The following is a 26800-nucleotide window of genomic DNA, read 5'->3' on the forward strand; positions in this document are numbered from 1 at the left end:
GTTAGGTGCAACCCAACATCAACCGTAGGTTGGGTGCAACCCAACATCAACCGTAGGTTAGGTGCAACCCAACATCAACCGTAGGTTGGGTGCAACCCAACATCAACCGTAGGTTAGGTGCAACCCAACATCAACCGTAGGTTAGGTGCAACCCAACATCAACCGTAGGTTAGGTGCAACCCAACATCAACATCAACATCAACCGTAGGTTGGGTGCAACCCAACACCAAACCCCCACCACATAGGGACTGAGCCGATGTGATCACAATCACAACTAACCCAGAGTAACGATCGCATTTAGGTTGTTATGGCTATCATGCGATCGCCTTTGCCAATTCACAGAGTAGCCGGACTTTTATCACTGCCAACCTCAGTCAAATCTCCGATGATAGTAACCATCAACCTATTCGAGCTATCAAATCTCAATAGCTCATCTATCGTAGTATCTGATACATTTACGCGGCATTTTTCCGGTTGTTCCCGGACAATGCAACGATAGCACTATTACCCGTTAAGGTAACAGAGGCGGTATCCCGCAAAGCTTTTAGAAAGATTCCAAAAGCACCGTTCCAGTCCCGTGGTAGAGTGAACCCGCACTCCGGACATCGGAACACTTTTGAGCCACCTAGCTGGGAATGGACATGACCACAGTGAGTACAGGTTTTGCTGGTGTATTCTTCGGTCACATCTACAACTGTTCAGTTATTTCCGCGCTTATGTCTCAGGGTTAGTTTGAATCGATAATGCGCCCATGTCAGCATGGCGCGGGCAGTCTTAGACCTGATTAGACGCTTCACCTGACTGGCCATATTGGAAGTCTCGAAGGTGGGCCCAAAAATCAGGCTGTGTTATGGGATGCTCAGGGATGCGACCCCATCAACCAAGGGGTGGAAGTCCCACTAGGAGGCTATTTCGGGCATTGCATCCCTATTTCACTCCTAAACGTCTCGCACCCATACTTGGTATTGTAGCGCATCGCCCTAATTGGTTCAACTAATCTGCGATTAAATTAAGCTCTCAAAAGCAGGACCTAGGAATCTATAAGTATCATAACCTATAAGCACCTATTGTTAAAGCATCAAAATGCTGCAGCCATTGGTAGGGGAGAACCCCTATAATGGATCGGCAGCATAGACTTTTAAGGGCAATCAGCCAAGACTACTGAATGATATGGAAGTAGTAGCCAGCCACCACCAGGTTAATTCCTAACAGGACGATCGCCCAGAAAGTACGGAAGGGATAGGGAAATCCACCAGATTTATTAGCCATATTTTCAAAGTTCCAATGATTTTTGTCTATTAAAGCACACAATGCGATCGCTGTTAATCTATCCCCTCTCCTGAAAAAATCTCTATTTCTGTGACAGAGGCGATCGTCAGTGGTGCAGTATTTGCTATAATCGTCAAGTTGTCTCAACTCGCACATCCAAGAGTTCGGGTGTCTGTGGGGAATCTCCCTACAGATCGGCGCTTGGGTGGAGGATTAACCCGAAAAGGAGAAAAATTAATCATGCCAGTTATCAGTCTCGCAGATATGCTAGAGTCTGGGGTTCACTTTGGGCATCAGACCCGACGCTGGAACCCTAGAATGGCTCCCTACATTTTCACAGAACGCAACGGTGTTCACATCATTGACCTCGTACAAACCGCTCAATTGATGGATGATGCCTATGATTATGTCAGAAGCGCTTCTGAACAAGGCAAAAAATTCCTGTTTGTGGGAACTAAACGACAGGCTGCTGGTATTATCGCCCAGGAAGCTGCTCGCTGTGGTGGTTATTATGTCAACCAACGATGGTTGGGGGGTATGCTGACCAACTGGGTGACAATTAAAACTCGCGTAGACCGTCTCAAAGACTTGGAAGCGCGAGAAAATAGCGGTCAGTTAGACTATCTCCCCAAAAAAGAGGCGGCGGTTTTGCGTCGCGAAATGGGTAAGCTACAGAAATATTTGGGCGGTCTGAAAGGAATGCGCCGAGTCCCCGATGCCGTGATTATGGTAGACCAACGCCGGGAATATAATGCCGTCATGGAATGCCGGAAATTGGGGATTCCCATTATTGCTCTGTTAGATACTAACTGTGATCCTGACCTGGCTGATATCCATATTCCCGCTAATGATGATGCGATTCGTGCCATTAAGCTGATTGTTGGTAAATTGGCTGATGGTATTTATGAAGGCTGTCACGGGGTATCTGCTGTTGGCGCTGATGATGATTACGACGACGCGGATACCGATTACGATGACGAGGAATTCGGTGATGATTATGAGTCTGATGATGACTCTGATGATTCCTCTGATGATTAGGTCAATACAACTATAGTAGACGGTCTGGGGGGGCGCTATGGCTTCCCAGACTTCTACCGAGCCAGGTTTCGGTATTTGGTGAAACATTTGTTAAACTTTCCTAACAAGTGTTGGTTACTGGCAATTTAACTAAGCAATTAAAGGATTAAACATGGCTGAAATCTCTGCAAAGATGGTTAAGGAACTGCGCGATAAAACTGGCGCGGGTATGATGGACTGCAAAAAAGCCCTCAAGGAAAATGATGGCGATATGACTAAAGCCGCCGAATGGCTGCGACAAAAGGGTATCGCTTCCGCTGACAAAAAATCTGGGCGTGCGGCGACTGAAGGGATAGTCGGTAGCTACATTCACACCGGGGGTCGGGTTGGTGTTCTGGTGGAGGTTAACTGCGAAACCGATTTTGTCGCTCGTCGGGAAGAGTTCCAAGAGTTGGTGCGTAATATCGCCATGCAAATTGCGGCTTGTCCCAATATTGAATATGTCTCCGTGGATGATATCCCCGCTGCTCTGGTGGCTAAGGAAAAGGAAATCGAGATGAAACGTGATGATCTCGGTAACAAGCCTGACAACATTAAAGAGAAAATTGTCCAGGGTCGTATTGATAAACGACTCAAAGAGTTGTCTCTGGTAGACCAACCCTATATCCGTGACCAGAATATTTCCGTTGAGGAACTCATTAAGCAGACTATCTCTACTTTGGGCGAAAATATTAAGGTCCGTCGGTTTGCCAGATTTGTCTTGGGTGAAGGTCTGGAAAAAGAAGAGACTAATTTTGCTGATGAAGTGGCTGCCCAAACTGGTGGGAAGGCATAACCTATCGACTCTCAATTCCTAAGTTTTGGTGAAATTAACCCCGATCTGATGGCATAATCAGAATGGATCGGGGTTTTTTGTTTAGTGTTGCTCTAATGTTCCCCCTATTATAACTATGGCCGGATCTGTTAAACAAATTGAACAGGAGATCGCAGCCCTCGAAGATGCGATCGCTGATATTGCCCAAGAATTACATCAATGTTATAGTGATTATCTACAGGTTTTGGGTGAGGGCTTGCGACAGCAACTCATCCTGGCTACTTATCATTTATGCACTCAGGGTTATCCAGAAGCCTTTTTAAAGCTGTCTTTCTCGCGACGGCAAGAACTACAATCACAAATTCGCCATCAGGTTTCGCGATCGCAAAATCGGTTATTTAATCTAGTCCGTGCGCCGATTTCTCAGCAAAAACCAGATGAGAATGACCCCCAAAAATCCGAGGATTCAGAACCATCCCCAGAGACGGAAAGCCAAGAAAATCAAGATTTTCGCCCCTCAATTTCTCCTCTTAAATCCGTTTCTCCATCTAGTCCAAAACCCCTACTAATTACGCCCTACCATCTTCTGCGTTGGCAAGAAAACATTGACGAAGCCACTACTAAAATTCTGCATCGCCTCTCCCATGAGATTAACTTGCTGTTGCAGGAATATGCTATAATGCCCCCAGAGCTGCCTGTAGCCCTCATAGAAGCGGCTTCTAAAACTGAACCTCCCCTGGAAGCTACGGCGGGTAATACCCCCAATTTGTTGACTCTCATGGTGGAGACGGAAGATGAAAATGAGGAACAGACCTCCCGCGTCACTCAACTGATTACCGTTCATCTGCGGATATCGGAAATCGAGTTTTCTGACCCTAGGGTGATGGCTGGACGACAAAAAATCCGCCAGGTGGCTAAACGCCTCAACCAGTTGGGACGCAACTATCAGAAGAAATTGCGGGAAAGGGCTGTCCTACAGGCTGAGGCGGCTTGGCGTTCTAGTTGGTTCGATGAGTAGGGAGCAGTAAATGCGATCGCCTTTGATTGCCTACCTTGACCTACCTAGCTAGGCTAGAGTCAAGATGGGCTATCATAACCCATCACCACCATAATATCTCCGATTTCTGGGTTTGTCAAGTAGTTAATCTAAATTAATCCACTAATTCACCCTCAGAAAAACCCTAGTTGATCGGACTTCACCAGAGATAGTCATAGAAACCCGGTTTCTGGGAGTTGGGGGGAAACAAACCCGGTTTCTGGGAGTTGGGGGGAAACAAACCTGGTTTCTGGCAGAGTTTGTCCGACCTCACCAGAGATAGTCATATAAACCCCCTTTCTGGGAAGGGTTTATCAGACCTAGCGCAAATATGCTATATTGATTAAATAGTCATCTACTATGGTCATAAATAGCCACCATAGCCCATGGTTTCATGATATCTGCAATTTCTGAATTTGTCAAGTATTTGAGCTTGATTAATGCACCAATAAACCCTTATAATATCAACCAAGTTGGCAATCCAAATCAGTTAAAATTCATCACCTATGGCAATCTATGAACCCGATTGGTCTCGTCTCCAAAAAGCCCTCTCTGTAGAAGCAGAACGTGGGTTTAATAACATTCAGGGCAAAGAGTATAGATTTCATGAATTTTTACAAATCAGCATTGATAAACTCATCGAAATTATCCCCCTAGAAGCTCATGATTTGGGGCGGAAATTGGTGGGAGATTTTGCTATATATTCCCAACTTATCACCGAAGATAGACAGCATTTGATAGCCGAAACTCGCAACTTTTTACTCCAAGCCGAGCGTCTGTTAGAAGCTCAGAAAAAACTCGCCCAAAATCAGCCCTCAGAGCCATCCCCTCCCCCTCGCAGTCGCGGCATTACCCAGGAAGTTACCCCGCCAAAATCTCCCCAATTAGACCAGGGTTTAAAAGAACTGGTCGGGCCTAGAAATAGCGACCTTTTAGCCAGGCTGGGAATTTATACGATTTATGATTTACTCTATTATTATCCCCGCGACCATATTGATTACGCGCGCCAAGTCCCCATCAAAGAATTAGCACCTGGGGAAACTGTTACCATTGTCGCACAGGTGAAGCGGTGTAATTGTTTTAGTAGCCCCAAAAATCGCCAACTCACTATTTTAGAATTAATGGTGAAAGACGCAACCGGACAACTCAAAATTAGTCGTTTTTTTGCGGGAAATCGCTATAGCAATAAAGGCTGGCAACATAAACAAAAATATAACTATCCTCCGGGAGCCATTATCGCGGCTTCTGGGTTGGTGAAAAAAAATAAATATGGCATTACCCTAGATAACCCGGAATTGGAAGTCTTAGACCGGGTTGATAGTCGTGCGGCTTCCATGAAAATTGGGCGGGTTTTACCGGTTTATCCGTTGTCGGATGGCATTGGGGCGGATTTGGTCAGGAAGGCGGTTTTGGCGGCATTACCAGCAGCTAATAAACTCCCGGAATCATTACCTCCCAAATTGCGGGAAAAATATCAGTTAATTGAAATCTCGGATGCTATCACTAATATTCACTTCCCCCCCAACCGCGACTGGTTAGCCTCGGCTAGACGACGCTTAGTATTTGATGAATTTTTCTATTTGCAAATCGGCTTATTGCAGCGGCGACAAGTTTCTAAAACCAACGAAAAAAGCGCGGCTCTCCTCCCCCAAGGTGAACTCATCCAACAGTTTTATAAAATCTTGCCTTTTGAATTAACCAAGGCTCAAAAACGAGTGATTGGAGAAATCTTGACGGATCTCAATTCGGAAGAACCTATGAATCGCTTAATTCAAGGAGATGTTGGGGCGGGTAAAACTGTGGTGGCTGTGGTGGCAATGTTGGCGGCAATTCAAGCAGGATATCAGACGGCTTTGATGGCTCCGACGGAGGTTTTGGCGGAACAACATTATCAAAAATTGGTGGGTTGGTTGAATTTAATGCACCTTCCGGTTGAGTTGTTGACGGGTTCGACTAAGGCTGCTAAACGTCGCCAAATTCATGCTCAATTACAAACGGGAGAATTGCCGGTTTTGGTGGGAACTCATGCGTTAATTCAAGACCAGGTGAATTTTCATAAGTTGGGGTTGGTGGTGATTGATGAACAGCATCGCTTTGGGGTGCAGCAACGGGCTAAGTTACAACAAAAAGGTGAGTCACCCCATGTTTTGACGATGACCGCAACTCCTATTCCCCGCACATTATCCCTCACTTTACACGGAGATCTCGATGTGAGTCAGTTGGATGAATTACCGCCGGGAAGACAGCCAATTCAAACTACTATGTTATCTGGTCGTAAACGTCAGGAAGCCTACGATTTGATTAGCCGAGAAGTGGCACAAGGACGACAGGTTTATGTGGTTTTACCTTTGGTGGAAGAGTCGGAAAAATTGGATGTGCGATCGGCTGTTGAAGAACATCAAAAATTGCAAACTAAGATTTTCCCGGAATTGGCGATCGCTTTATTGCATGGTCGCATGAGTAGCCAGGAAAAAGAAGCGGCGATCGCTAAATTTAGGGATGGAGAAACTCATATCCTAGTATCGACAACTGTGGTGGAGGTTGGGGTTGATGTTCCTAATGCTACGGTGATGTTAATTGAAAATGCCGAAAGGTTTGGCTTGTCACAATTGCACCAACTACGGGGTCGGGTCGGTCGTGGCGCTCACAAGTCCTATTGTTTGTTAATGTCGGGGAGTTCCTCACCGGAAGCCAAGCAAAGATTACAGGTTTTGGAACAGTCCCAGGATGGCTTTTTTATTGCTGAAATGGATATGCAGTTACGGGGTCCCGGTCAGGTTTTGGGAACTCGTCAGTCGGGTTTACCTGACTTCGCTTTGGCTAGTTTGGTGGAAGATCGCGAGGTTTTGGAACTAGCCAGAGAAGCCGCACAAAAAGTCATCGAGAAAGACTACACCCTCGAACGTTGGCCGGCTATGGCGGCGGAGTGGAACCGACGCTATCAAAAAATGATGGGAGGATCGATTTTGACTTAGGTTGACACCAAAACCTATAGGGCTTGTCTTCGCTCCCGGATTAGCTTAATATATAGATGGCGGAAAGTCGATTTCATTACCCTTGGTAAGCCAAAATCTATGGGGGTCATTTTGTCGGGGAGTCGCCAATCGTCAACCCGTAAATCATCCGGGTGCAACAACGGAAAGGCGATCGCCTCTAATTCCCCACACAACCCTAGACTTTTCGCGGCCACTAGGGTGGGGACTAAATCCCATTGTACTCCTAACACTTCTACCATTGCCCTATCGAGTGCAAAAACGTCCTCAGAGGCTCCTAGCAAGCCCAACAAGCGCGGTTCCCCGTTACTCGGACCATTTCCCTCATGGGCGATAATACCATCAATAACGGTCAATTCTGGGGCGATCGCTCTAGCGGTTTCTACCAACATTCTACCAAAGCGATCGGCATCTTTTCCGGCTTCCATGTGCCACCAGGCCTTCATTTTCCCCGGAACACAACCAAACAGGTTTTTCACCCCCAGAGTCATTGTTAGCTGGGTGTGAGATTTCACCTTGGGGAGGTTAATCACAACGTCGGCTTCCATAGCCTCCCGACTTAACCGCAACCGTTCAAACTCTTGGGTATCGGTTGAATACTGGCGACCGTGAAATTCCACCACGGGTAAGTCTAACTCCCTAATTAGGGGTAAATAACCGTTGGCTTTGGCTACCCCTAAAGCACTCCCAAAGGCTGGACTATCTCCTAAAAATGGCTGACCACCTACTTCTTTAACTAACCTCGCCACCTCGGCTACTAATTCGGGACGGGTGACACATTCTTTGGTCGGACGAGAACCTGTTAATAAGTTCGGCTTTAATAAAACGCGATCGCCTGGTTTTACCCATCTTCTCACACCACCCCAAGGTTCCAATAAGGCTTCTAAAGAATGGCGTAAGGCTAAGGGTTCATAGGAACTTGCTTGAATTAAACTTACTAAAGGCATGGTTAATTATGACAATTTTTTAAAAATGTGAGATGCACCTGCGAATTAACTTAGACTACTACTGTACCCCAATTTTACCGACGGCTCCCCTTTGTAAGGCTGTTATCCTCTGAGCATTGGCGAAACTGGCTTGATCTCGAATTTGGGGAAGTGGCGGCTTGACTTCCACCTTAGTCACCTTAGCCATACAGACCAAAACGGTTTGATCAATCAAATGGAAAGTTACCCACCTTTGTGATAACATTTGGGGCAATTTTTGGGCTAATTCAGCGGCAGAAATTGGCAGACTGAAGGTTTCAACTGTACCACTTTCATAATAAAATGATATCTGTGGCTCCCCTGTCTCTGCGTGCATTGTCGCAAAAGAACCTTTAGGCATGATTGTTCCCTCAATTCAATTAATGTTTTGACAATATGAGGCTGAAGATACGAGAGCTTAAATTTTAATCTTTTTCGGTTGATTTCGTCAAACTTTCCCAGATGTGGCGATCGCATTACCCCTAAACTACTTAAAGCCTAGTAGAAGGCTACTAGGCTCTAAACCGACTGAGTAAACTCAGTTGACTCAAGCAGACGTTGGATAAGTTACTCAGAAAAATGATAGGATCTAAATTTGGTTAACAAAACTTGCAACAACCCTGACTCAGGGAACTCACCTTAGAAATCAAGCCGATACAGGCTCCGTTTATAGCACCGATCCCAAACAAACTCAACTTACGAGAGCCTCCAGGCCGGGAGTTTACCCCTTTGACGATGCCAACAAGTTATAGCTCGAACACACTGTTCAGACGCTGCAAGTGGACTCAAGCAGGCGGACACAGGCTCTAAGTCCGAAACTGGGTTACTCAAAGAATTAACTTCGTTTTGTGTCCCTATACTGGTAATATAGCACCATTTTGGGACTAGGCAAGCATAATTTACAAAGTTTTACAATAGGAGTGGCTAAAGACTATTTTATGGAGATTTGAGAAAGCGAACGGAGATGCGATCGCCCAATTGTAGCCCCAATTCCTCAGTTAGTCCCCCTCGCAACTCAATCACCTTGTCCACCATCACATTAGTAGGTCCATAGGTCGGACAAGGTTCAGCCTCGCAGGGGAGAGCATTAACCTGAATATAACGAACCACCCCATCACGCATAAAAATCATATCCAAAGGAATCTTACAGTTTTTCATCCAAAACTGTGCAAACTCAGGGCGCGCGAAGACAAATAACATACCGCGATTGTCGGGGAGGAAAGTCCGAAACATCAACCCCAAAGTCTGTTGTTCAGGAGTTCTCGCCACTTCGAGCTGAATTTCGCGATCGCCAATCATAGCTTTAGCCGTAATCGGTAGCATCTGACCCTGACTAAAAACTGGCACCATATCCTGTTCCAACTGATTAGGAGGAACAGACACCATTGGCGTATCACAGCCTACCAAAAACCAGGTAATAGTCACACAACTTAATCCCAATCGCCGCCAATCCATGCGCCAGCCCCCGGACCCACCGCCACTCAACCTAGGCATCCCGCAAAACATATCCTACACCTCTGACAGTCTGAATCAATCGTTTTTCCCCTTCCTCCTCAATTTTTAGTCGCAAATAGCGAATATAAACCTCAATCACATTAGACTCTCCCAAAAAATCATATCCCCAGACATTTTCCAGGATCTGTTCACGAGTCAAAACTTCCCGAGGATGCTCCATTAAATATTTGAGCAAATCAAATTCCTTCATGGTTAAATCGATCGCCCGATGGTTACGAATAGCGCGTCTGGTCGCCAAATCTAAGACCAAATCCGCAAACCGCAACATATCGGAGTGATTATCTTCCGATTTGAGATATAGCTTCACCAAATCGAGGAACTCTTCACAGCGATAGGGTTTGAGAAAATAATCATCAGCGCCTGATTCCAAACAAGCCACCCGGTCATCAACGGTATCACGAGCCATAAAGATTAATATAGGCGCAGTGCAGCCCATTTCCCGGAGATGGCGACACAGAGACAATCCCGACTCTCCCCCCAGCATCAATTCTATGACAATCAAAGCTGGTTGCAGTTCCGTTACCTGATGTAAACCCATGGCGGTATTGTGAGCCACTACCGGAAAGTAGCCGGACTCGTGCAAGTCATTACTGATATTTTCCGCCAACAGTTGATCACTTTCAATAATCAATATGGAGGCACGGGAATCTAGGGCGATCGCATTCATAGGGGAACAGTTTACCGTGTAAAATTAGTTAATTCGACTCAGTTGCCTCAAGGTAGTTCCACAGAAGTAGGTTTAGCAATATGAGGGAGTCCCCAGCCTAGTTTTTCTCGCAAAATTTGGAAAAATTCCGGTGGTTTCAGACGAATAAAACGAGCCGGAAAAGGCGATCGCTCAACTCGGACGTGATATTCTGGTAGAACATAACATCCGCCATTGCCATCAACCACCATCACCAATTGATTAGGACTAGCCGGGTAAATAGTCACCACTTCCCGGTCTGCATAAACCAAAGCCCGCGAAGCCAGAGAATGGGGACAAATTGGCAACAATTGCAGAACTCCCACCCCTGGCGTAACTACTGCTCCCCCCGCCGACAGACAATAAGCCGTAGAGCCAGTCGGGGTAGAAATAATCACCCCATCAGCAGCAATATCAACCGGAACATGGCGACCGATTTCTATTTCAAAATGGCACATACAGGTCATCGGTTCCCGGTGTAGCACCATTTCATTTAAACAGAGAGCCTCCCAGAGCAAACTTTCCTGGTGAAATACCCGCACCAATAGCATTGTCCGTTCTTCAACCAAATATTCCCCAGCCAACACCGCTTCTAAGGCTTGGGGTAACTGATTTAGATAAGTTTCCGTCAGAAATCCCATGTGGCCTGTATTTACCGCTAACATGGGGATACCCTGGGGCGCTAATTGTCGGGACGCAGAAAGAACAGTACCATCTCCCCCCAGGACAATAGCAAGACTCATATCGCGATCGAACTCTGGCGGCGCTAACCCCTCGATCGCAGTATGACACAGAGGGCGATCGGGATTAGAATAACCCAAAATCCCCCCCATTCCTGTCGCCACAAAAACATCCCAACCCAGGTTGGTTAACTTGTCCTTTAATTCAATGGCACTGCGACAAGCAGCAGCCTTAGCATCGTTATAAAGAATCCCTACTTTTGGCACGGGGATAAACTTAATAATGGTTGAGCAACAATCATTGGGGCAAATTTACTTAGCGCCCCATTTTACCACAATCAGCCAAATAACTGACCGATTCCATTAGCCTACTACAACAAAAGCCTACAGCCAAATCTTCTTACGATTTGAACGGGCTGCGCTTTTGTTTACGTTTTTTCTGTTTTTCTCGTTCATATTCCAGCTCTTTCAGTTTTTTCATGATCCGACCAAAGTATTCTTGCAGGTAACTTTCCAGGGTGGTATTTTCTTCTGGGTTGATACCTAGTATCTGATAAGTCTCATCCATTGACGCTTTCAGAGGTTGACCCGTCGCTAGAACTTCCACAAACGCCAGACGATCCGAAATGTTCAGACTCCACTGGAAAAATCGAGTAACTTTGCGGACAATACGGACAATGCTGTTAGGTGTGCGCGTGACTCTGGCTTGTTTCCCTGACAGTCTTTCGCACAAGCGGATAATTTCATCCGCTGTCCAAGCTCTCGAACCCACCACCGGAAACGTTTTATTTTCCGCTTCCGGAACTGATAACGCCCGGATCGTGATTTTAGCGATATCCTGAGTATCCATATAGGCGATCGGAGAACTTACCCCCGGAACCCATACAGACTGACCATCTAAAATCGGGATCGCAAATTGACCAATTAAGCCTTGCAGAAAGCCACAGGGTCTCAGAATTGTATATTTAAGACCAGATTCAGCTAAAAACTTTTCTGTACAGCGTTTAATCTCTAATAATGGCACTTGCGTATATTTTTCCGCATCCAGGAACGAAAAAAACACAAATCTTTCTACTCCTGCCGCTTTAGCAGCCTGAATCAGGGCCACTTTCCCTTTCCAGTCTACATCTTTAATACTCAGCGAATCTGTCGGGCGCGCCGTCGCCGCATCAATTACCACCTTTACCCCCTCTAGCGCCGGTTTTAAGGTTTCTGGATCACATAGGTTCCCCGGAACCAGTTCTGCACCCCACTCTTTTAGGAAAGCAGCTTTTTTGTAACTACGCGCTAAACAGCGGACCTGGTAGCCTTCATCTAATGCTCGGCGGGCTATCTGTCTACCTAGAGTACCTGTGGCACCAACAATTAATAATGTCATGAATAACCAATATGGGGCTTAAACTTTACTTAAAATACTATCAAAGATTATCTCATTTTTTTACAAAACTTCATAATTTGCTCAGATTAGAGTCCCCAGTGGGACTGCGCCAGCGGTCAATTATCCCCTATTGATTACCATTTGCCGGGTGGGACACACCCTACTTATGCCTTTATGGTCAATTATCAATTATCAAACAGGACTAGCGCCAATGGCTATAACTACCATTAGCGCCAATACCAATCAGCAACGGATAACTCCTTCCTGATTTACTTAGTGGGGTTCCGCCTCTGGTGACTATTCCCCACCTTGGATTTTTAGGAGGAGGAACCCGCCACCTAATCCCACCAGAATCAGAACAAAGGACAGAAACGCCGCATTGAAAATTTCACCAGCCATAAATTTGGGATCTCCTGTACAAGTCTAACAATTGTCCTATCTATTTTAGGGTGAACCGGTAGCGATCGCACCAAAAATAGGCATCAGCGCCACCCAGACCCGGTAACCACCCCCATTAACTCAAAGCAATCAGTTCTGTTGATACCCCCATCTCATCCAGCATTTTCTGGATTTCTCCACAGTAAATCGGGTTCATCACAATAATCTCATCCGGCTGATATTCCTTCAAAAATTCCGGCGACATAATTTCATGACCAACACCCGGAATAAACTGTCCGTGTCGGTGAGGATTAATATCCACAATATACTGCACCTGATTCTCAGTTTTTAAAGTCGTCAGAAACGCCACACATTTAGATCCAGAACCCCAAACTACAACCCGCTTTCCTTCTTCCTGGGCGGTTTTTAGATGTTCTTTCCAATGGTTGATTTTACCTTGCACATGAGTAGCAAAATGTCTCATATCCTGTTTTACTTGGTCGGGACTTTCCTCAAAAGGATGAATTTTACCCGACAAATCCGAGACAGGTTCCGCCTCAATTAACAGATATTGGTCACTATATGCTAAATATACATCCGTCACCTCAAACCCAGAAGCGCGGAATAAACGAGCCAAAGTTCCTGGTGTAAAATAAGAACAATGCTCATAGTAGATATCCTCAAAAGCCAAATCCTTGAGAACTCGACCCATATCAGGAATTTCAAAAAATACAGAAGTTGGGCGATTCCCAATTGAACGCCGCACCGTCCCCACAAATTCAGCCGTTGGGTAGATATGTTCTAAAGTATGGCGACAGCAGATAAAATCCCCCACATATTCAGTGTAGCGCTCTGAATAATAGTCTTGAATAAACCTAATGCGTTCCGTGGCTGGGCTTTGGACTCGTCCCACCACCGCCGAAGGGTCAATACCTACCCCTCGGTTATTCCCTAACTCGCACATTAGCACCAAAAAATCACCCTTGCTACAGCCGATTTCAACTACATCTTTATCACGGAGATTATACTTGTCAATCAGCCGATTCGCTAAATCCAGAGCAAACTGATTAAATGTCGGGGAAAAACTTTGCTGGTCTTCATAATTCGGGGCGTAGGCTGACCATTTAGAATCAAATGCCGTATTGGTAATAAAACCGCAATTTTCACAGTATCCTAACACCACATCCCCGCGCGGAAAATCTAAGGCTTCCTGTCGGGTTGGCATCATTAAACAACTATGAACAGGCACATCCCGCACCTCATAGAAAACCCACATTTCTTGATGACCGCAGTTCGGACAAGTATGCTCAACTAACTTCAACTCCGGTTCAGTATTCGCTACCTTAGCGACCGATTGACTACTCATATTTATCTCCTAATTATTTGACCGATAAACAACAATATGGGCGCTATTTAACTGACGATTTGGGGATAATCAATCTACAATTTTGGGCTCAGGTATGGGAATGATAAACTTACCACCCCGGTCTCGGTAAGCCTGTTGCTGCTTGATAATTTCTTCCGCAAAATTCCACGCCAAAATCAAAACATAATCTGGCTGGTCTTCTACTAATCTCGAAGGTGGTACAATCGGTAAATGATTGATACTCATAAAACGTCCGTGTTTAAAGGGGTTTAAGTCCGCCACATAATCTAACAGCGTTTTATCAATACCAAAATAGCTTAACAATGTCGTCGCTTTCGCCGCCGCACCGTAACCTACTACCCTTTTATCCTGTCGCTTTAAGTCCCACAGAATATTCAGTAAATTATCCTTAATAACTTCTATGCGATCGACAAAATCTCTATAATAGTCCATACGGTCTACCTTTAATTCCCTTTCCTGTTGAAGCAGAGATATCACCGAATCTTTAACCGCCTCTTTGGGTTCCACAAACAACCGCAAAGAACCCCCATGAATAGCCGTCCGCTGAATATCATTTAAATACAGAAAATGGCGGCGGAATAGCCTATCAAGGGCGGTTACTGAAAAATAGCACAAGTGTTGGTGATAGATAGTATCAAATTCACAATGATCTACTAAATCGACGACATACGGAGCTTCAATTACTGCTACACCATCCGGCTTTAATAGCGTATAAATACCTTCCACAAAGCCATTTAAATCCGGCACATGAGCCAAAACATTATTGGCTAAAAATACATCCGCTTTTTTGCCCTCAGAATGTAATTTTTCAGCTAAATCTTTAGTGAAAAAATCATGAATTGTGGTAACTCCTGATTCTCTGGCTTTTTCTACCGGACCCGTCGCGGGGTCAATCCCTAAAACCGGAATCCCTTGTTCCAGAAAGTTTTTCAGCATATATCCATCATTACTCGCCGCCTCAATTACCAGACTATTGCTATCTAATTTTCTGGATTTAATAATGTTTTGGGCGCTATCACCAAAATGCTTCAGTAAGGAAGGAGAAACCGACGAAAAATAAGGATAATCTCGACCAAACAGAATTTCCGGGGGAACACTAACCGTTATCTGAACCAGTCCACAGTCTGGACAAAATACTAAATCCAGAAGGGCTGTGTATTCGGGTTTATCAATATTCTCGCGGGTGATTAATCCATCAGCTAGGGGAGTATAGCCAAAGGAAATAATTAGTTCTAGGTTTTCCGAACCACAAGAACGACAGACTGGTATGGAATTAGGCATATTTTACAGATGTTTGATTGCTACAGGATGAGAATATTTTGACACGGACTGAATTAGGTAATCAGAAACCTATAGCTATTTGAGAGTTTTTAGGCAGTAATTAAGTTAAAAAGATTGACTAGCTTAACATACTTTTAACTACTATTAACTAACTGGTTTCTGATACCATTTTTTGATAGTCAGCAGATGATTTAAGCCTTGGCTAAGACATTTACCGGGCTTTTCCAACGCAAGCTATTATCTAAACTTCCTTCTCCAATGAGTTTCTGAATGTGAGCAATACGTTTGTAGCGTTCACCCTCAAACTCTTCGAGAGTCAGTCCAATTTTTTGATAAGCTGCGTAGAGTTCTGATGCACCACGACGGGCATTCCATTCTGGTTGAAATTCTGGTAAGGCTTCTAAAATCTTGCTACAATTTACCCGATAACAACGCTTATCTGGCCCCCCATCTTCTGCATATTCAATGATGCAATTAGGCACAATTTCTTCGACCATATTGGCTAGGTCGCGGATGCGGTAGTTATCCTCATTACGACCGACATTAAAGGCTTGATTATGCACTACTTCTCGCGGGGCGTGTAAGGTAGCAATGAAGGCGCGACAAATATCCTCAATATGAACAATTGGTCGCCAGGGAGTACCATCGCTCTTGATATAAACCCGCCCGGTAGTGAAAGCCCAAGCCACTAGGTTGTTTAATACTAAGTCAAACCGCAAACGGGGAGAAACACCATATGCTGTAGCATTACGCAGAAAAGTAGGACTAAAGTTGTCGTCTGCTAGTTTGCTAACATCTTGTTCAACCATTACCTTGGAAATACCATAGGGGGTGACTGGATTAAAAGGTGATTCCTCTGTTAGCCAGTCGTCTCCTCCTGCGCCATAGTTACTACAAGATGATGAGAAGATATAGCGACTTACTCCGGCTTCTTTGGCTAGTTTTGCTAACTTGACAGAAGCCTGATGATTGATTTCGTAAGTTAAGTCAGGATTTAGATTTCCTAGGGGGTCGTTTGACAGTCCCGCTAGGTGCAAAATTGCATCGAAACCCTCAACGTCTGAGGCTTCAATGTCGCGAATATCCTTACATATTTCGGGAATTTCTGTAATCCCTTCCCCAAATGTACACTGTTTGAATATTTCGCTGTCTAGTCCAATAACTTCATGCTTTTTTGCTAACAGCATTGGGACTAATATTGTCCCGATGTAACCCTTGTGTCCCGTCAGTAATAATTTCATCTTCTTCTCTCCAAGTTTTCCAAGGTGCTTGATTGGTTTCCCACAGTGCTTCTAACCGACGTTTATCTCGCAGAGTATCCATGCACTGCCAAAAACCGTCATATTGATAAGCCATTAATTGACCATCTTTGGCTAGGTTTTCTAGCGGTTCTTTTTCCCACTGCGTATCATCCCCAGTAATGTAGTCATAAATTCCGGGCTCTAGTACAAAGAAAGCACCGTTAATCCATCCTTCACTGATTTGAGGTTTTTCGGAAAATTCAACTACTTGATTTCCGTCTAGTTTGGGGAGTCCAAAACGCGCGGGGGGGCGCACGACTGTCATGGTGGCTAGTTTGCCATGACTTTGATGGAATTCTAATAGTTTCTTGAGGTGAATATCGGAGACTCCATCCCCCCAGGTTAACATAAATGTCTCATTATTTACATGGGAAACAAGTTGCTTTATACGCCCTCCAGTGTTGGTATATAACCCGGTGTCTAGTAGTTCAACTATCCAATCCTGACGGTAGCCTCCATCAATGTTAACTTTGCCTGTGCCTAGATTTACGGTGAGCTTATTACTGTTTAAAGAACAGTAATCTACCATGTATTTTTTAATGACTTCTGATTTGTAACCTAGGGCAATAATAAAGTCTTTGAAACCATGGTAGCCATAGTGCATCATGATATGCCAGAGGATAGGACGACCTCCGATTTCTACCATGGGCTTGGGTTTACTTTCTGTTTCTTCGGCGAGGCGGGTTCCCAATCCACCTGCTAGGATTCCAACTTTCATAGCTAGTATTCTAAGGGACTTTGGGTTGATACAATTTGAATCTGTCGAGTCGGGAATGAGCCTGAAAATTAACACACTGTTGAGTATAAGCTGTTGACTTAAATGGAAATAGAGGCTATTGTAAAATTTAACATCCTGATTGTGAAGATTTGGTAAAACGATCGCAGTTTATGAGAGACTGAACCTCAATAATAAAATTATGTTAAGTTGAGGGTATAAATGTTAAGACGTTTGGCGATTACTTTGGGAGATCCAGCCGGAATAGGGCCGGAGGTGGTTTTGAAGGCTTTGGCTAATTCGACTTGGACGGAAAACTGCGAGATAACTGTGGTGGGTACCCGTTGGGTGTTGGAAAATACCTATCAACAACTCAGGAAAACTACTCCAGCGATCGCTAATCCCGATCATCTCAATATTTTAGATATTAATGACGGACCCTCCCCATCCTCGATTAAATTTGGGGTCGGAAATGCCAGCAGTGGGGCGGCGAGTTTTGCTTATTTGGAAACAGCGATCGCCTCCACCCTCAAAGGGCAATTTCAGGGAATTGTTACCGGACCTATTGCCAAAAACCACTGGAAAGCCGCCGGACATGACTACCCAGGACAAACGGAACTTTTGGCGGTGCGTTCCCAAGTTAACCGCTACGGAATGCTATTTGTCGCCCGATCGCCCCATAGTAACTGGACTTTACGCACCTTACTCGCCACCACCCATATTCCCCTATCACAAGTCCCTCAAACCTTGACCCCTCAACTCCTAGACCAGAAACTAGATTTACTTATACTCTCCCTCAACCAGGACTTTGGTATTAAAACCCCCAAAATAGCCGTTTCTGGACTTAATCCCCACAGCGGCGAAAACGGTCAGTTGGGAACCGAAGAAAAAGATTGGCTAATTCCCTGGATACAACAAAAACGCGATCGCTATCCCCAAATTCAACTAGACGGACCTATCCCCCCCGATACATTATGGGTTAAACCCGGTCAAGCCTGGTATGGCCAAAACACAGCCGCCGCCCATGATGCTTACCTCGCCCTGTACCATGATCAAGGGTTAATCCCCGTTAAGCTAATGGCATTCGATCGCGCCGTTAATACCACCATTGGTTTACCCTTTATCCGCACCTCCCCCGACCACGGAACCGCCTTTGATATCGTCGGTCAAGGTATTGCTGATCCTTCCAGCTTTCAAGCTGCGATCGCCTTAGCCATAGAATTAGCCCATAGCGCGCAGCCACCATCCCCAGCCCATCCTATAACCTATCAGTAAACTGTTCTGGGGGATTTAGACAAACCCTAAGTAAGTCATTGACAGCAAATTCCGTACTACCGCGACCCATTCCCACCACACAAGAAGCATAACGCTCTGGTAGAAGAGAGCGACCGCAACCTTCCAATACAGTTAAAGGATTAGCCTCACTATTGCTCCTAGTAATATTAACCACACAATTAGCCAACTCCTGCGGGCGGCGGACATTCATACATCCCAAAACCGCCTCATCCCCAGCGATACCAGTATCACGAGTAATAAGAGTCACGCACTCACCAATATTTGTAGGTCTAATCGCCATACCACAAGCGGTCGCTGTAGCCCGAGGAGACACCCCAGCATCCTGCAATTGTTGCACACATCTAGCATAATCAGCCTCTGTCACCAATCGATAAGACGGGAAACCCTGAGCCGCCGATTTTACCGGAATCATAGCCCATACCAGGCTAACTACTGTCAGGGGAAGACCCCAAGCCAATTTTTGGGAATTCAACATTTGCCTAAATATAGCTAATCAAATTTTTGCTCATCATACCACTGCCCGTTTTGGAAAGCGATCGCTTCTGTCACTTGCCCTTTTTGGTTTTAAGAACTTATAATAGAAGGTTGGTGAAATTTTTATGTTGAGAGGAACTTAGATGTCTCGATATCGAGGACCCCGGCTTCGGGTTGCACGTCGTTTAGGGGATCTTCCCGGACTAACCCGGAAAACAGCCCGACGTGCTTATCCCCCTGGTCAGCACGGTCAAGCTCGCCGCAAACGTTCAGAATATGCAGTCCGTTTAGAAGAAAAGCAAAAACTGCGGTTTAACTATGGTTTGTCCGAACGACAACTGTTGCGTTATGTCCGCAAAGCGCGCCGCGCCTCCGGTTCCACCGGTCAAGTCTTACTGCAATACCTAGAAATGCGTTTAGATAACACCGTGTTCCGTCTGGGTATGGCTCCCACTATCCCCGCAGCCCGACAGCTAGTTAACCACGGTCATATCACCGTTAACGGTAAAGTTGTAGATATTGCCAGCTATCAGTGTCGTCCTGGCGAAACCATTGGCGTGAGAAATAGAGACAAATCTCGCGAAATGGTCAAAGCTAATCTTCAATATCCTGGTTTAGCTAACGTCCCTAGCCATTTGGAGTTAGATAAAAATAATCTCACTGCTACAGTAAATGGTGTGATTGAACGGGAATGGGTCGCTCTTTCCATCAATGAACTACTCGTCGTTGAATACTATTCCCGTATGGCTTAATTATTGGCATTCTCCCGTTACACAAAGTTGATAACGGGAGCATGATTTAATCTCAAATTAGGTTAACATTTTACGGCAATACGGTATAATACCAAGTATGGTGCGAGACCTTCGGGTATGAAATAGAGCTGAAATGGGCGTGGGGACTACCCGGTGAGGACTTCAACCCCTTGGTTGATTGGGTCGCATCCCTGGCCATCCCATAACACAGCCTGATTTTTTTGCCCCCCTTCGAGACTTCCAATATGGCCAGTCAGGTGAAGCGTCTAATCAGGTCTAAGACTGCCCGCGCCATGCTGACATGGGCGCATTATCGATTCAAACTAACCCTGAGACATAAGCGCGGAAATAACTGAACAGTTGTAGATGTGACCGAAGAATACACCAGCAAAACCTGTACTCACTGTGGTCATGTCCATTCCCAGCTAGGTGGCTCAAAAGTGTTCCGATGTCCTGAGTGCGGGTTCACTCTACCACGGGACTGGAACGGTGCTTTGGGAATCTTTCTAAAAGCTTTGCGGGATACCGCCTCTGTTACCTTAACGGGTAATAGTGCTATCGTTGCATTGTCCGGGAACAACCGGAAAAATGTCGCGTAAATGTATCAGAATACCAATTCCATTAACCACCAATTTGCGACATCGTGCGGCTGTATCCGTTGGGGGTTCCTGTGTCCCTGTCCTTAAAATTGATTTCCGGTTTTATACCTAGTAAATCCCTAACCTGTTTTTGTAGGTCCTCCACCGTAACACCCGACCGCAAAGCCGTTTTGAGGTCGATCTGACCTGTTTCGTTGAGTAAACAAGGCCTTAACCAACCATCCGCTGATAGGCGCATTCGGTTACAGCGATCGCAAAAACATTCCGACATTTGGCTGATAAATCCTAGGGTTCCCTTAGCGCCCGGAATTTTAAAAACATCTGCGGGTCCGTTCCCTCGCACCTGGGATTCTGCTAAACCCCAACGACCCCGAATTTGCTCTCTCAACGTTTCCGAAGCTACCCAACCGCGATCGCCAAATAACTGGCCATTGCCAATAGGCATAAATTCGATAAACCGAACGTGCCAATCTCGGTCTATCGTTAACCCCGCTAAATCTAGGATTTCATGGTCATTTACCCCCGGAATTACCACCACATTCAGCTTCAGTGGGTTGAACCCTACCCGATAAGCCGATTGAATTCCATCCCAAACCTGTCGCCAGCGATCGCGCCCACGATTACCAATAATTTGATTAAAAATCTCAGGATCTAGAGAGTCTAAGCTAATATTAATCCGCCTTAAACCTGCCTGGTAAAGAGATTCTGCCATCGGGGATAGCAAAAAACCATTAGTCGTCATTGATAGATCCTCCGTTTCTGGAAATCCCGCGATTTTTGACACTAATTCCGTTACCCCAGGACGCAGCAACGGTTCACCCCCCGTTAGACGAAACCTAGTGAACCCCACCGGGATAAAAACTTCCCTCAGCAGTTTCAGCAGTTCCCCGTTGGTCAGTAAGTTCATCTCTAGGATATAGTCAATTTCCGCACCCTCCGGCATACAATACTGGCATCGAAAGTTACACCGATCTATTAGGCTCACTCGAAGATAATCAACAACATTATTCATCTGGTTTTTGCTAACTTTTAAATTTGACCTTGCTCTACGCCCTAGATGCTAACACCGGAAACGAACGCTGGCGCTTCAGAACAGAAAATTGGATTGGCTGATACATTTACGCGACATTTATCCGGCTATTGCCTGACAATGCGACGATAGCACTATTACCCGTTAAGGTAACAGAGGCGGTATCCCGCAAAGCTTTTAGAAAGATTCCAAAAGCACCGTTCCAGTCCCTGGGTAGAGTGAACCCACACTCAGGACATCGGAACACTTTTGAGCCACCTAGCTGGGAATGCACATGACCACAGTGAGTACAGGTTTTGCTGGTGTATTCTTCCGTCACATCTACAACTGTGGTTCCAGTTATCTCGGCTTGATGTCTCAGGGTTAGTTTGAATCGATAATGCGCCCATGTCAGCATGGCGCGGGCAGTCTTAGACCTGATTAGACGCTTCACCTTGGCAACCATATCGGAAGTCTCGAAGGTGGGCAAAAAAATTAGGCTGTAGTTGTGAGTCAAGTAGTGAGCAATTTGTTTGTGGGCTTCATCAACTAGATTGCGGATTTTGGTTCTCATTCGTTGAGCCGCTTGCCTCATCCGTCGCCTCCTTGAACGACAGGGTTCCTTGGCGATTCGGCTCATTAAATCATCCAAATGTTGACATAGCCTAGTAATGCGTCCAATATCCCCGGAGCCCAATTCCAGAAATCGTGAACCATCAAACCCGGTTATGAAAGTTCGCACACCCGGGTCTAATGCAATCACGCCAGTAGCGTCAGTTGGGGTAACGGCAACTGGTTCAGGGAAAATCGCCAACCATCGACCTTTGGTAAACACCAACTGAGTCCCTTGCCCGCAAGTTTTAGGGATAGCTTCGGAAACCATGAAAGTTAATCCTTTCGTGAGCCTTGGATACCAACTCCCTGAAGAGAAATTAGTATTATTGAACTTAATCCCTTGAGAGCTGTCACGACAACTTCTAAACCTGGCATCAGGACTGGCGATCAAAGCCTGATAGGCATCAAAGATGGCATTTTGCCGAATGTGGCAGGGTGTTTCTTTGACCCATGCAGGCAAGTCGCTCTGCATCACTTTATTGCGTAACTTTAACTTGCTTAGTCGTTTACCACTCCGGGATAATGCAATTGCTTGGTTGTAGCAATACCGACAAGCGGCCAGCCATTTACGCCAGACTTGATTTAGCTCCGGGCTGGGGTAAATCCGGATCTTCTTTGACCTGAGTTTTGTATTTACTCCGTCCGTATAATCGGGAACTGAAGCAGTGGAGGATAGTGAGGATGTCCTCAACCATTTCTGGTTCTGGACTGAGACTTGTCTGGTTGAGAACCATGAGTGAACACCTGTTTTGCTCATAGAGCCATCGAAACAAGTCAAATCCCCATATTGCCAATCGGTCTGGGTGGGCAACGACAACCATGCCGACATCTCCTGACAAATGATGTCCCAGTAAGGCCAGCATTTTCTTTCCCTTGAAGTCGAGCCCGCCTCCGATTTCTGAGACGACTTCTGCTTCGGGGTAGAGGTTGGACAGTGCGGCCACCTGTCGGTTGAGGTCGGACTGCTGGGCGCGGCTACTAACTCTGGCATAGATAACGACTTTGCGTTTGTCACTGCCTGATTTGGCAGCAGTATATCACTCAACGTTGTATCGTCGTTGCCCAGCGGGGGTTCTGATGGTCTCGATTGAGCCATTGTCGTCCCATCTGCGGAGTGTTCTTTCATGGACTCCAAGGATTTGGGCGGCTTCCTTGGGTTTGACATATCTGGCAATAGGTTTATCCTCAACTCTTCTCGCTTATTATACCATATTGCCCTAAAATATTAACCTAATTTGAGATTAAATCATGCTCTTCCCCAGCCGTCTCTGAAGGCATTGTGCTACATTTAACCTTTTCAAACCTGTACAAAACTTATGAAAGCTTTACGCAGATTGAAAAAGTATCGCATTGTCTTGGAAGACAACGGCAGTAGCCTGCAAAGCACGAAGCATAATGTTTCGTGCGCCTACCCAATCACGGGGTGCTGTATAACCGCAATTAGGACATTTAAAAACCTTACTTCCCCCTAGTTTCTCATGGATTTGACCACAATGGGGGCAGGTTTTAGAGGTATAACTTTCGTTACAACGAACCACTAACACACCTTTTCTTTCTGCTTGTTGCATGAGATGTTTAGCAAATCTGTAGTGACTCCAAGTTAACAAGTTTCTCACTGACTTAGAGTTGAGCTTTCTACGAGATTTCAAAACCATTTCACTCGAATTAAAAGTAGGAAGAAAGATAAGTTTATAGTGATTAACCAAGACATGAGCGACTTTCTTATGTAAATCATCTACTAGGTTACGAATCCGCTCCCGCATTCGATGAGAAGCTTTACGCATTTGATCTCGTTTTCGTTTAATTTTACATTGGCTAATCCGGCTCATTAAAAGGTCTAAATGGTAGCAAAGGCGATTGATTTTGCCAATATCATTAGTGGCAAATTCCGTAATTGATTCACCATCATAACCCACCAAAAAGGAGCGCACACCAGGGTCTAAAGCCATAACTCGCTTTTGCTCTGTTGTTTCTCGCTCTTGATACTCTGGAAAACAACCATACCATTTACCCCTGGCATACTTTAATTGCGTTCCATAAAGGCAATTCTTAGGTATAGCTTGAGGTGAAGTAAAGGTTAAACCTTTAGTTAAACGGGTATACCAAGTTCCATTTTTAAAGTTATTTACCTTGAATTTAATGATTTGAGATGGTGCCCGGCAGGACTTGAATTTGACTTGACCCCCAGCCGCATTAGCTTGTTTAAAAGCATCGAAAGCATCGGCTACTGCTTCCTGTAATTGATGTCCTGGTAAAAATTTCACCCATTCCGGTTTTTCACTATCTCTGACTAACTTTTGGCAGTCAAAACAGGTCCCTTGATAGCCATGTTTCAAAGTAGCAATGGTATAGTTATAAATCCACCGATAAGCAGCTAACCAACGTTTCCAAACAGCGTGTAATTCTTGACAAGGATACAATCTCACCTTCCTCAAGCTGTTCGGAGTCATCTTGCTTGTCTGATGACGGGGTTTCTTTTTGAAGTTCTTTACGGGCTGGTTTTTCGTACTTTCGTAGTCCGTAAAGCCGAGCAGAGAAACAGTGGAGGATGGACAAGATATCGCTAACGAGTTCTTGTTCTGGAGAGAGACTCTTTTTCCTGAGAACCACGAATTAACATCCACTTTTTGCACATAACCATTCAATGAGTGGAAATCCGAAACGGACAAGCCTATCGGCGTGAGCGATGACAAGTGTGCCGATATTTCCTTCGTATATTCGTTCCAATATAGCGAGGAATTTTCGCCGTTTAAAATTGAGTCCACTGCCAACTTCTGTAAGAATTTATGCTGTTGGGTATGCTCTGCGTAGAAATTCAGCCTGTCTAATGAGGTCATCCTTTTGGGAATGGGTGCTGACTCTTGCATAACAGACAATGGGCTTTTGTTTCTCGGCTTCTTCGATGATGTATCTTCGTTGGTTGCCAACGGTACGAACGGCTTTAATTGCGCCGAGTTTTTTCCATCTTCGCCAGGTGGCAACGCTGGGTGTAACATATTTTGGCACTTTAACTCCGGTTATTGTGGTTGTTTGCATAGTACAAGGTTTTTGGTTTGTGTGTAGGTTTGAATAAGTTTTTTGTTACTAGCAAGCACGTCCTGTGCTGTCCTGTGCTGTCCTTTTTCCCCCAACTTGAATTATCAAGCTAGGAATTATGTTAACTTTTGTAACTTTTGTGAAAAAATTGGCCTTTTTGGGGGGGAGGGGTTGCCTTTGGCTGGGGTTGCTGCTATACTTCTAATATAATGGAATATTTGTAATTTTTTTATTTTTGCCAATGTTTAATTATTTAACAATATGTAAATATTGTAACCGCGATCGCCACCTTTTGTCAACCCCTAGGTTGGGACTGTCTAAAATTGAATAAAAAATCAAGACAGCGGCAAAAAAAAGCCCTCAGCGAATAGCCAAGGGCGAGTTAAAATCAAATAGCGTATAGCTAAACAGCCGCCGCCACTTTTTCACCTTTTCCGACCAAGCGTTCATAAGTGGCTCGCATTTTCAGACCGACCAGAACTTGGAACAGTCCAGTGCCATCATTAGAACCGGGGTAGTCTTGGTGTTCCCGCAACAGATGGGTGAGTTCACCGTAGTATTTGGTAGCAATATTGCTCATGTGACCTTCAACATAGATCATCTCTTCGAGGTTATCGAACTTCCCATCCACCTCTAGTACAGAGACCTCATTTCCATAGTAACCATCAGGCCCATAGAACATCTTGATACCGGGATAAGAACAAGTCAGCTTACGACCGCAAGGAGTCCAGTGGATAGTTGATCCCTCATCAAACAGATAAGCCGGTTCAAAACCTTCTACTCCATCGCGCTGCATGAGGCGTACCCGTAGGACTTTGTGTTCCTTATCATCAGGAATCAATTGGGTAGGTAGAATTTGGATGACCACATCTGCATATTGCTTCTGAGGATCGATATAGGCTTCAAAGTCAGGACGACGAGCATTAATAGAAGCCAGAACATCCTCATAGCGGTGTCCCCGTTCAGCCATATCCCGCTGTATTTTCCAGGAGATTTTGACCTCATCACTAATATCGAGGTAAACGCTAAAGTCTAACAGACCTCTGACACGCTCATCATACAAGGGGTGTAGACCTTCAATAACCACAATGTGATTAGGATCGATACGTTCTGGCGGATCGATCAGACCAGTTTCATGGTTATAGATAGGTTTATTGATAGATTGACCACTTTTGAGCGTTTTAATCTGCTCATACATCAGGTCGAAATTGTTAGCGCGGGGGTCGAGAGCGGTAATCCCGGTTTCCTTACGTTGCTTGCGATCGAGACTATGATAATCATCTAAACAGATGACCGTAACAAAATCTTCTCCAAAGATGTCTGTTATACGACGCAAAAAGGTAGATTTTCCGCACCCGGAATCCCCAGCAACACCAATTAAAACTACGCGATCCGGCTGATTTACCATAGGTTCCCTCTAAGCAAAAAACTGTTTACAAGCTCAACCACTCTATTTTGAGCAGGACAACCCAGGCCAGTGTCACAATTGAGAATTGGCGACTACCCATGTAGGTATAGCCAATCTCGATCGGTAGACAGCTTACTGACTCCCCACTGACACAATGGCCTGGTTATCTGGTAAGCTAAGTATTTTATACTAACTTT

The 26800-nt window shown here is 45.2% G+C and carries 23 protein-coding genes and 4 pseudogenes; 7 read left to right on the plus strand and 20 right to left on the minus strand.

Going from position 1 to position 26800, the window contains the following annotated elements:
* Positions 1 to 455: 455 nt before the first annotated feature.
* Together XZ46_RS29650 and XZ46_RS37860 are read right to left on the minus strand one after the other, a co-directional pair.
* Positions 456 to 848, minus strand: a pseudogene (locus XZ46_RS29650) (zinc ribbon domain-containing protein); the annotation flags it as partial.
* Between the two features lie 310 nt (positions 849 to 1158).
* A complete protein-coding gene (locus XZ46_RS37860; RefSeq protein WP_241270824.1) occupies positions 1159 to 1425 on the minus strand; it encodes a photosystem I protein PsaX in 267 nt (88 codons plus the stop codon).
* Between the two features lie 84 nt (positions 1426 to 1509).
* Between XZ46_RS37860 and rpsB the strand changes: the two genes are divergently transcribed.
* The 4 genes from rpsB to recG all read left to right on the plus strand — a co-directional run bounded on the left by rpsB (position 1510) and on the right by recG (position 7111).
* Positions 1510 to 2307, plus strand: a complete 798-nt coding sequence (gene rpsB, locus XZ46_RS14965) for a 30S ribosomal protein S2 (RefSeq protein ID WP_008051562.1) — start codon at positions 1510 to 1512, stop codon at positions 2305 to 2307.
* A 151-nt stretch (positions 2308 to 2458) separates the two neighbouring features.
* Positions 2459 to 3121 carry a translation elongation factor Ts gene (gene tsf / locus XZ46_RS14970; RefSeq protein ID WP_008051563.1) on the plus strand — a complete coding sequence of 221 codons (663 nt, stop codon included), beginning with the start codon at positions 2459 to 2461 and terminating at the stop codon, positions 3119 to 3121.
* Between the two features lie 115 nt (positions 3122 to 3236).
* Positions 3237 to 4118 (plus strand): hypothetical protein, encoded by an 882-nt coding sequence (locus XZ46_RS14975; protein WP_006668769.1) that lies wholly within the window; start codon positions 3237 to 3239, stop codon positions 4116 to 4118.
* Positions 4119 to 4642: 524 nt separating this feature from the next.
* Complete coding sequence (recG, locus tag XZ46_RS14980) at positions 4643 to 7111, plus strand: ATP-dependent DNA helicase RecG (protein ID WP_008051564.1); 2469 nt, start codon at positions 4643 to 4645, stop codon at positions 7109 to 7111.
* A 14-nt stretch (positions 7112 to 7125) separates the two neighbouring features.
* Here the strand turns inward: recG and XZ46_RS14985 are convergent, their stop codons facing one another.
* From XZ46_RS14985 to rfbF, 11 genes are all read right to left on the minus strand, one after another.
* On the minus strand, positions 7126 to 8076 hold the full coding sequence (locus tag XZ46_RS14985) for an Npun_F2552 family protein (protein WP_008051565.1): 951 nt from the start codon (positions 8074 to 8076) through the stop codon (positions 7126 to 7128).
* 58 nt (positions 8077 to 8134) lie between these two features.
* Entirely contained in the window at positions 8135 to 8455 is a 321-nt protein-coding gene (locus tag XZ46_RS14990; protein WP_006625056.1) for a hypothetical protein, read from the minus strand.
* A 575-nt stretch (positions 8456 to 9030) separates the two neighbouring features.
* Positions 9031 to 9549 (minus strand): DUF192 domain-containing protein, encoded by a 519-nt coding sequence (locus XZ46_RS14995; protein WP_006625055.1) that lies wholly within the window; start codon positions 9547 to 9549, stop codon positions 9031 to 9033.
* A gap of 31 nt (positions 9550 to 9580) precedes the next feature.
* A complete protein-coding gene (gene nblR / locus XZ46_RS15000) occupies positions 9581 to 10276 on the minus strand; it encodes a response regulator transcription factor NblR (protein ID WP_008051568.1) in 696 nt (231 codons plus the stop codon).
* A 47-nt stretch (positions 10277 to 10323) separates the two neighbouring features.
* Positions 10324 to 11241, minus strand: coding sequence for an NAD(+) kinase (locus XZ46_RS15005; protein ID WP_008051570.1), 918 nt, complete (start codon positions 11239 to 11241; stop codon positions 10324 to 10326).
* A gap of 133 nt (positions 11242 to 11374) precedes the next feature.
* Entirely contained in the window at positions 11375 to 12352 is a 978-nt protein-coding gene (locus XZ46_RS15010) for an SDR family oxidoreductase (protein ID WP_006625052.1), read from the minus strand.
* Positions 12353 to 12649: 297 nt separating this feature from the next.
* Positions 12650 to 12751: a cytochrome b6-f complex subunit PetM gene (petM, locus tag XZ46_RS15015; protein ID WP_006618540.1), complete on the minus strand. Its 102-nt coding sequence runs from the start codon at positions 12749 to 12751 to the stop codon at positions 12650 to 12652.
* Between the two features lie 115 nt (positions 12752 to 12866).
* Positions 12867 to 14096: a class I SAM-dependent methyltransferase gene (locus XZ46_RS15020; protein ID WP_008051574.1), complete on the minus strand. Its 1230-nt coding sequence runs from the start codon at positions 14094 to 14096 to the stop codon at positions 12867 to 12869.
* Positions 14097 to 14165: 69 nt separating this feature from the next.
* A complete protein-coding gene (locus tag XZ46_RS15025; protein WP_006625050.1) occupies positions 14166 to 15398 on the minus strand; it encodes a class I SAM-dependent methyltransferase in 1233 nt (410 codons plus the stop codon).
* Between the two features lie 191 nt (positions 15399 to 15589).
* Positions 15590 to 16585 (minus strand): NAD-dependent epimerase/dehydratase family protein, encoded by a 996-nt coding sequence (locus XZ46_RS15030; RefSeq protein ID WP_006668760.1) that lies wholly within the window; start codon positions 16583 to 16585, stop codon positions 15590 to 15592.
* On the minus strand, positions 16563 to 17417 hold the full coding sequence (gene rfbF, locus XZ46_RS15035; protein WP_006668759.1) for a glucose-1-phosphate cytidylyltransferase: 855 nt from the start codon (positions 17415 to 17417) through the stop codon (positions 16563 to 16565). The genes XZ46_RS15030 and rfbF overlap by 23 nt, the downstream gene beginning before the upstream one ends.
* A 219-nt stretch (positions 17418 to 17636) precedes the next feature.
* Here rfbF and pdxA point away from each other — a divergent pair, with 219 nt between their 5' ends.
* A complete protein-coding gene (pdxA, locus tag XZ46_RS15040; protein WP_008051579.1) occupies positions 17637 to 18689 on the plus strand; it encodes a 4-hydroxythreonine-4-phosphate dehydrogenase PdxA in 1053 nt (350 codons plus the stop codon).
* Here pdxA and XZ46_RS15045 read toward each other — a convergent pair.
* Positions 18673 to 19185, minus strand: a complete 513-nt coding sequence (locus XZ46_RS15045) for a hypothetical protein (RefSeq protein ID WP_006668757.1) — start codon at positions 19183 to 19185, stop codon at positions 18673 to 18675. The two genes, pdxA and XZ46_RS15045, sit on opposite strands and share 17 nt — an antisense overlap.
* A 142-nt stretch (positions 19186 to 19327) precedes the next feature.
* Between XZ46_RS15045 and rpsD the strand changes: the two genes are divergently transcribed.
* Both rpsD and XZ46_RS29655 read left to right on the plus strand, forming a co-directional pair.
* Positions 19328 to 19936, plus strand: coding sequence for a 30S ribosomal protein S4 (gene rpsD, locus XZ46_RS15050; RefSeq protein WP_006625045.1), 609 nt, complete (start codon positions 19328 to 19330; stop codon positions 19934 to 19936).
* Between the two features lie 206 nt (positions 19937 to 20142).
* Positions 20143 to 20535: pseudogene (locus XZ46_RS29655) on the plus strand (zinc ribbon domain-containing protein); the annotation flags it as partial.
* Positions 20536 to 20557: 22 nt separating this feature from the next.
* On the opposite strand, the gene moaA reads toward XZ46_RS29655, so the two are convergent.
* The 6 genes and pseudogenes from moaA to XZ46_RS15075 all read right to left on the minus strand — a co-directional run bounded on the left by moaA (position 20558) and on the right by XZ46_RS15075 (position 26603).
* Positions 20558 to 21547, minus strand: coding sequence for a GTP 3',8-cyclase MoaA (gene moaA, locus XZ46_RS15055; RefSeq protein ID WP_008052103.1), 990 nt, complete (start codon positions 21545 to 21547; stop codon positions 20558 to 20560).
* Between the two features lie 106 nt (positions 21548 to 21653).
* Positions 21654 to 22769 (minus strand): RNA-guided endonuclease InsQ/TnpB family protein, encoded by a 1116-nt coding sequence (locus tag XZ46_RS15060; RefSeq protein ID WP_228116571.1) that lies wholly within the window; start codon positions 22767 to 22769, stop codon positions 21654 to 21656.
* Positions 22726 to 23334: pseudogene (locus XZ46_RS29665) on the minus strand (IS607 family transposase). The gene XZ46_RS15060 and the pseudogene XZ46_RS29665 overlap by 44 nt, the downstream one beginning before the upstream one ends.
* A 150-nt stretch (positions 23335 to 23484) precedes the next feature.
* The gene (locus XZ46_RS15070) at positions 23485 to 24609 is read right to left on the minus strand and encodes an RNA-guided endonuclease InsQ/TnpB family protein (protein WP_008054634.1); all 1125 of its coding nucleotides are present in this window, start codon (positions 24607 to 24609) and stop codon (positions 23485 to 23487) included.
* Positions 24610 to 24616: 7 nt separating this feature from the next.
* A pseudogene (locus XZ46_RS29670) lies at positions 24617 to 25165 on the minus strand (IS607 family transposase); the annotation flags it as partial.
* 433 nt (positions 25166 to 25598) lie between these two features.
* A complete protein-coding gene (locus XZ46_RS15075; protein WP_008055552.1) occupies positions 25599 to 26603 on the minus strand; it encodes a phosphoribulokinase in 1005 nt (334 codons plus the stop codon).
* Between the last annotated feature and the right edge of the window lie 197 nt (positions 26604 to 26800).

Origin of the sequence: Limnospira indica PCC 8005 (genome assembly GCF_000973065.1) — a bacterium.
In the GTDB taxonomy this organism is placed as follows: Bacteria; Cyanobacteriota; Cyanobacteriia; order Cyanobacteriales; family Microcoleaceae; genus Limnospira; species Limnospira fusiformis.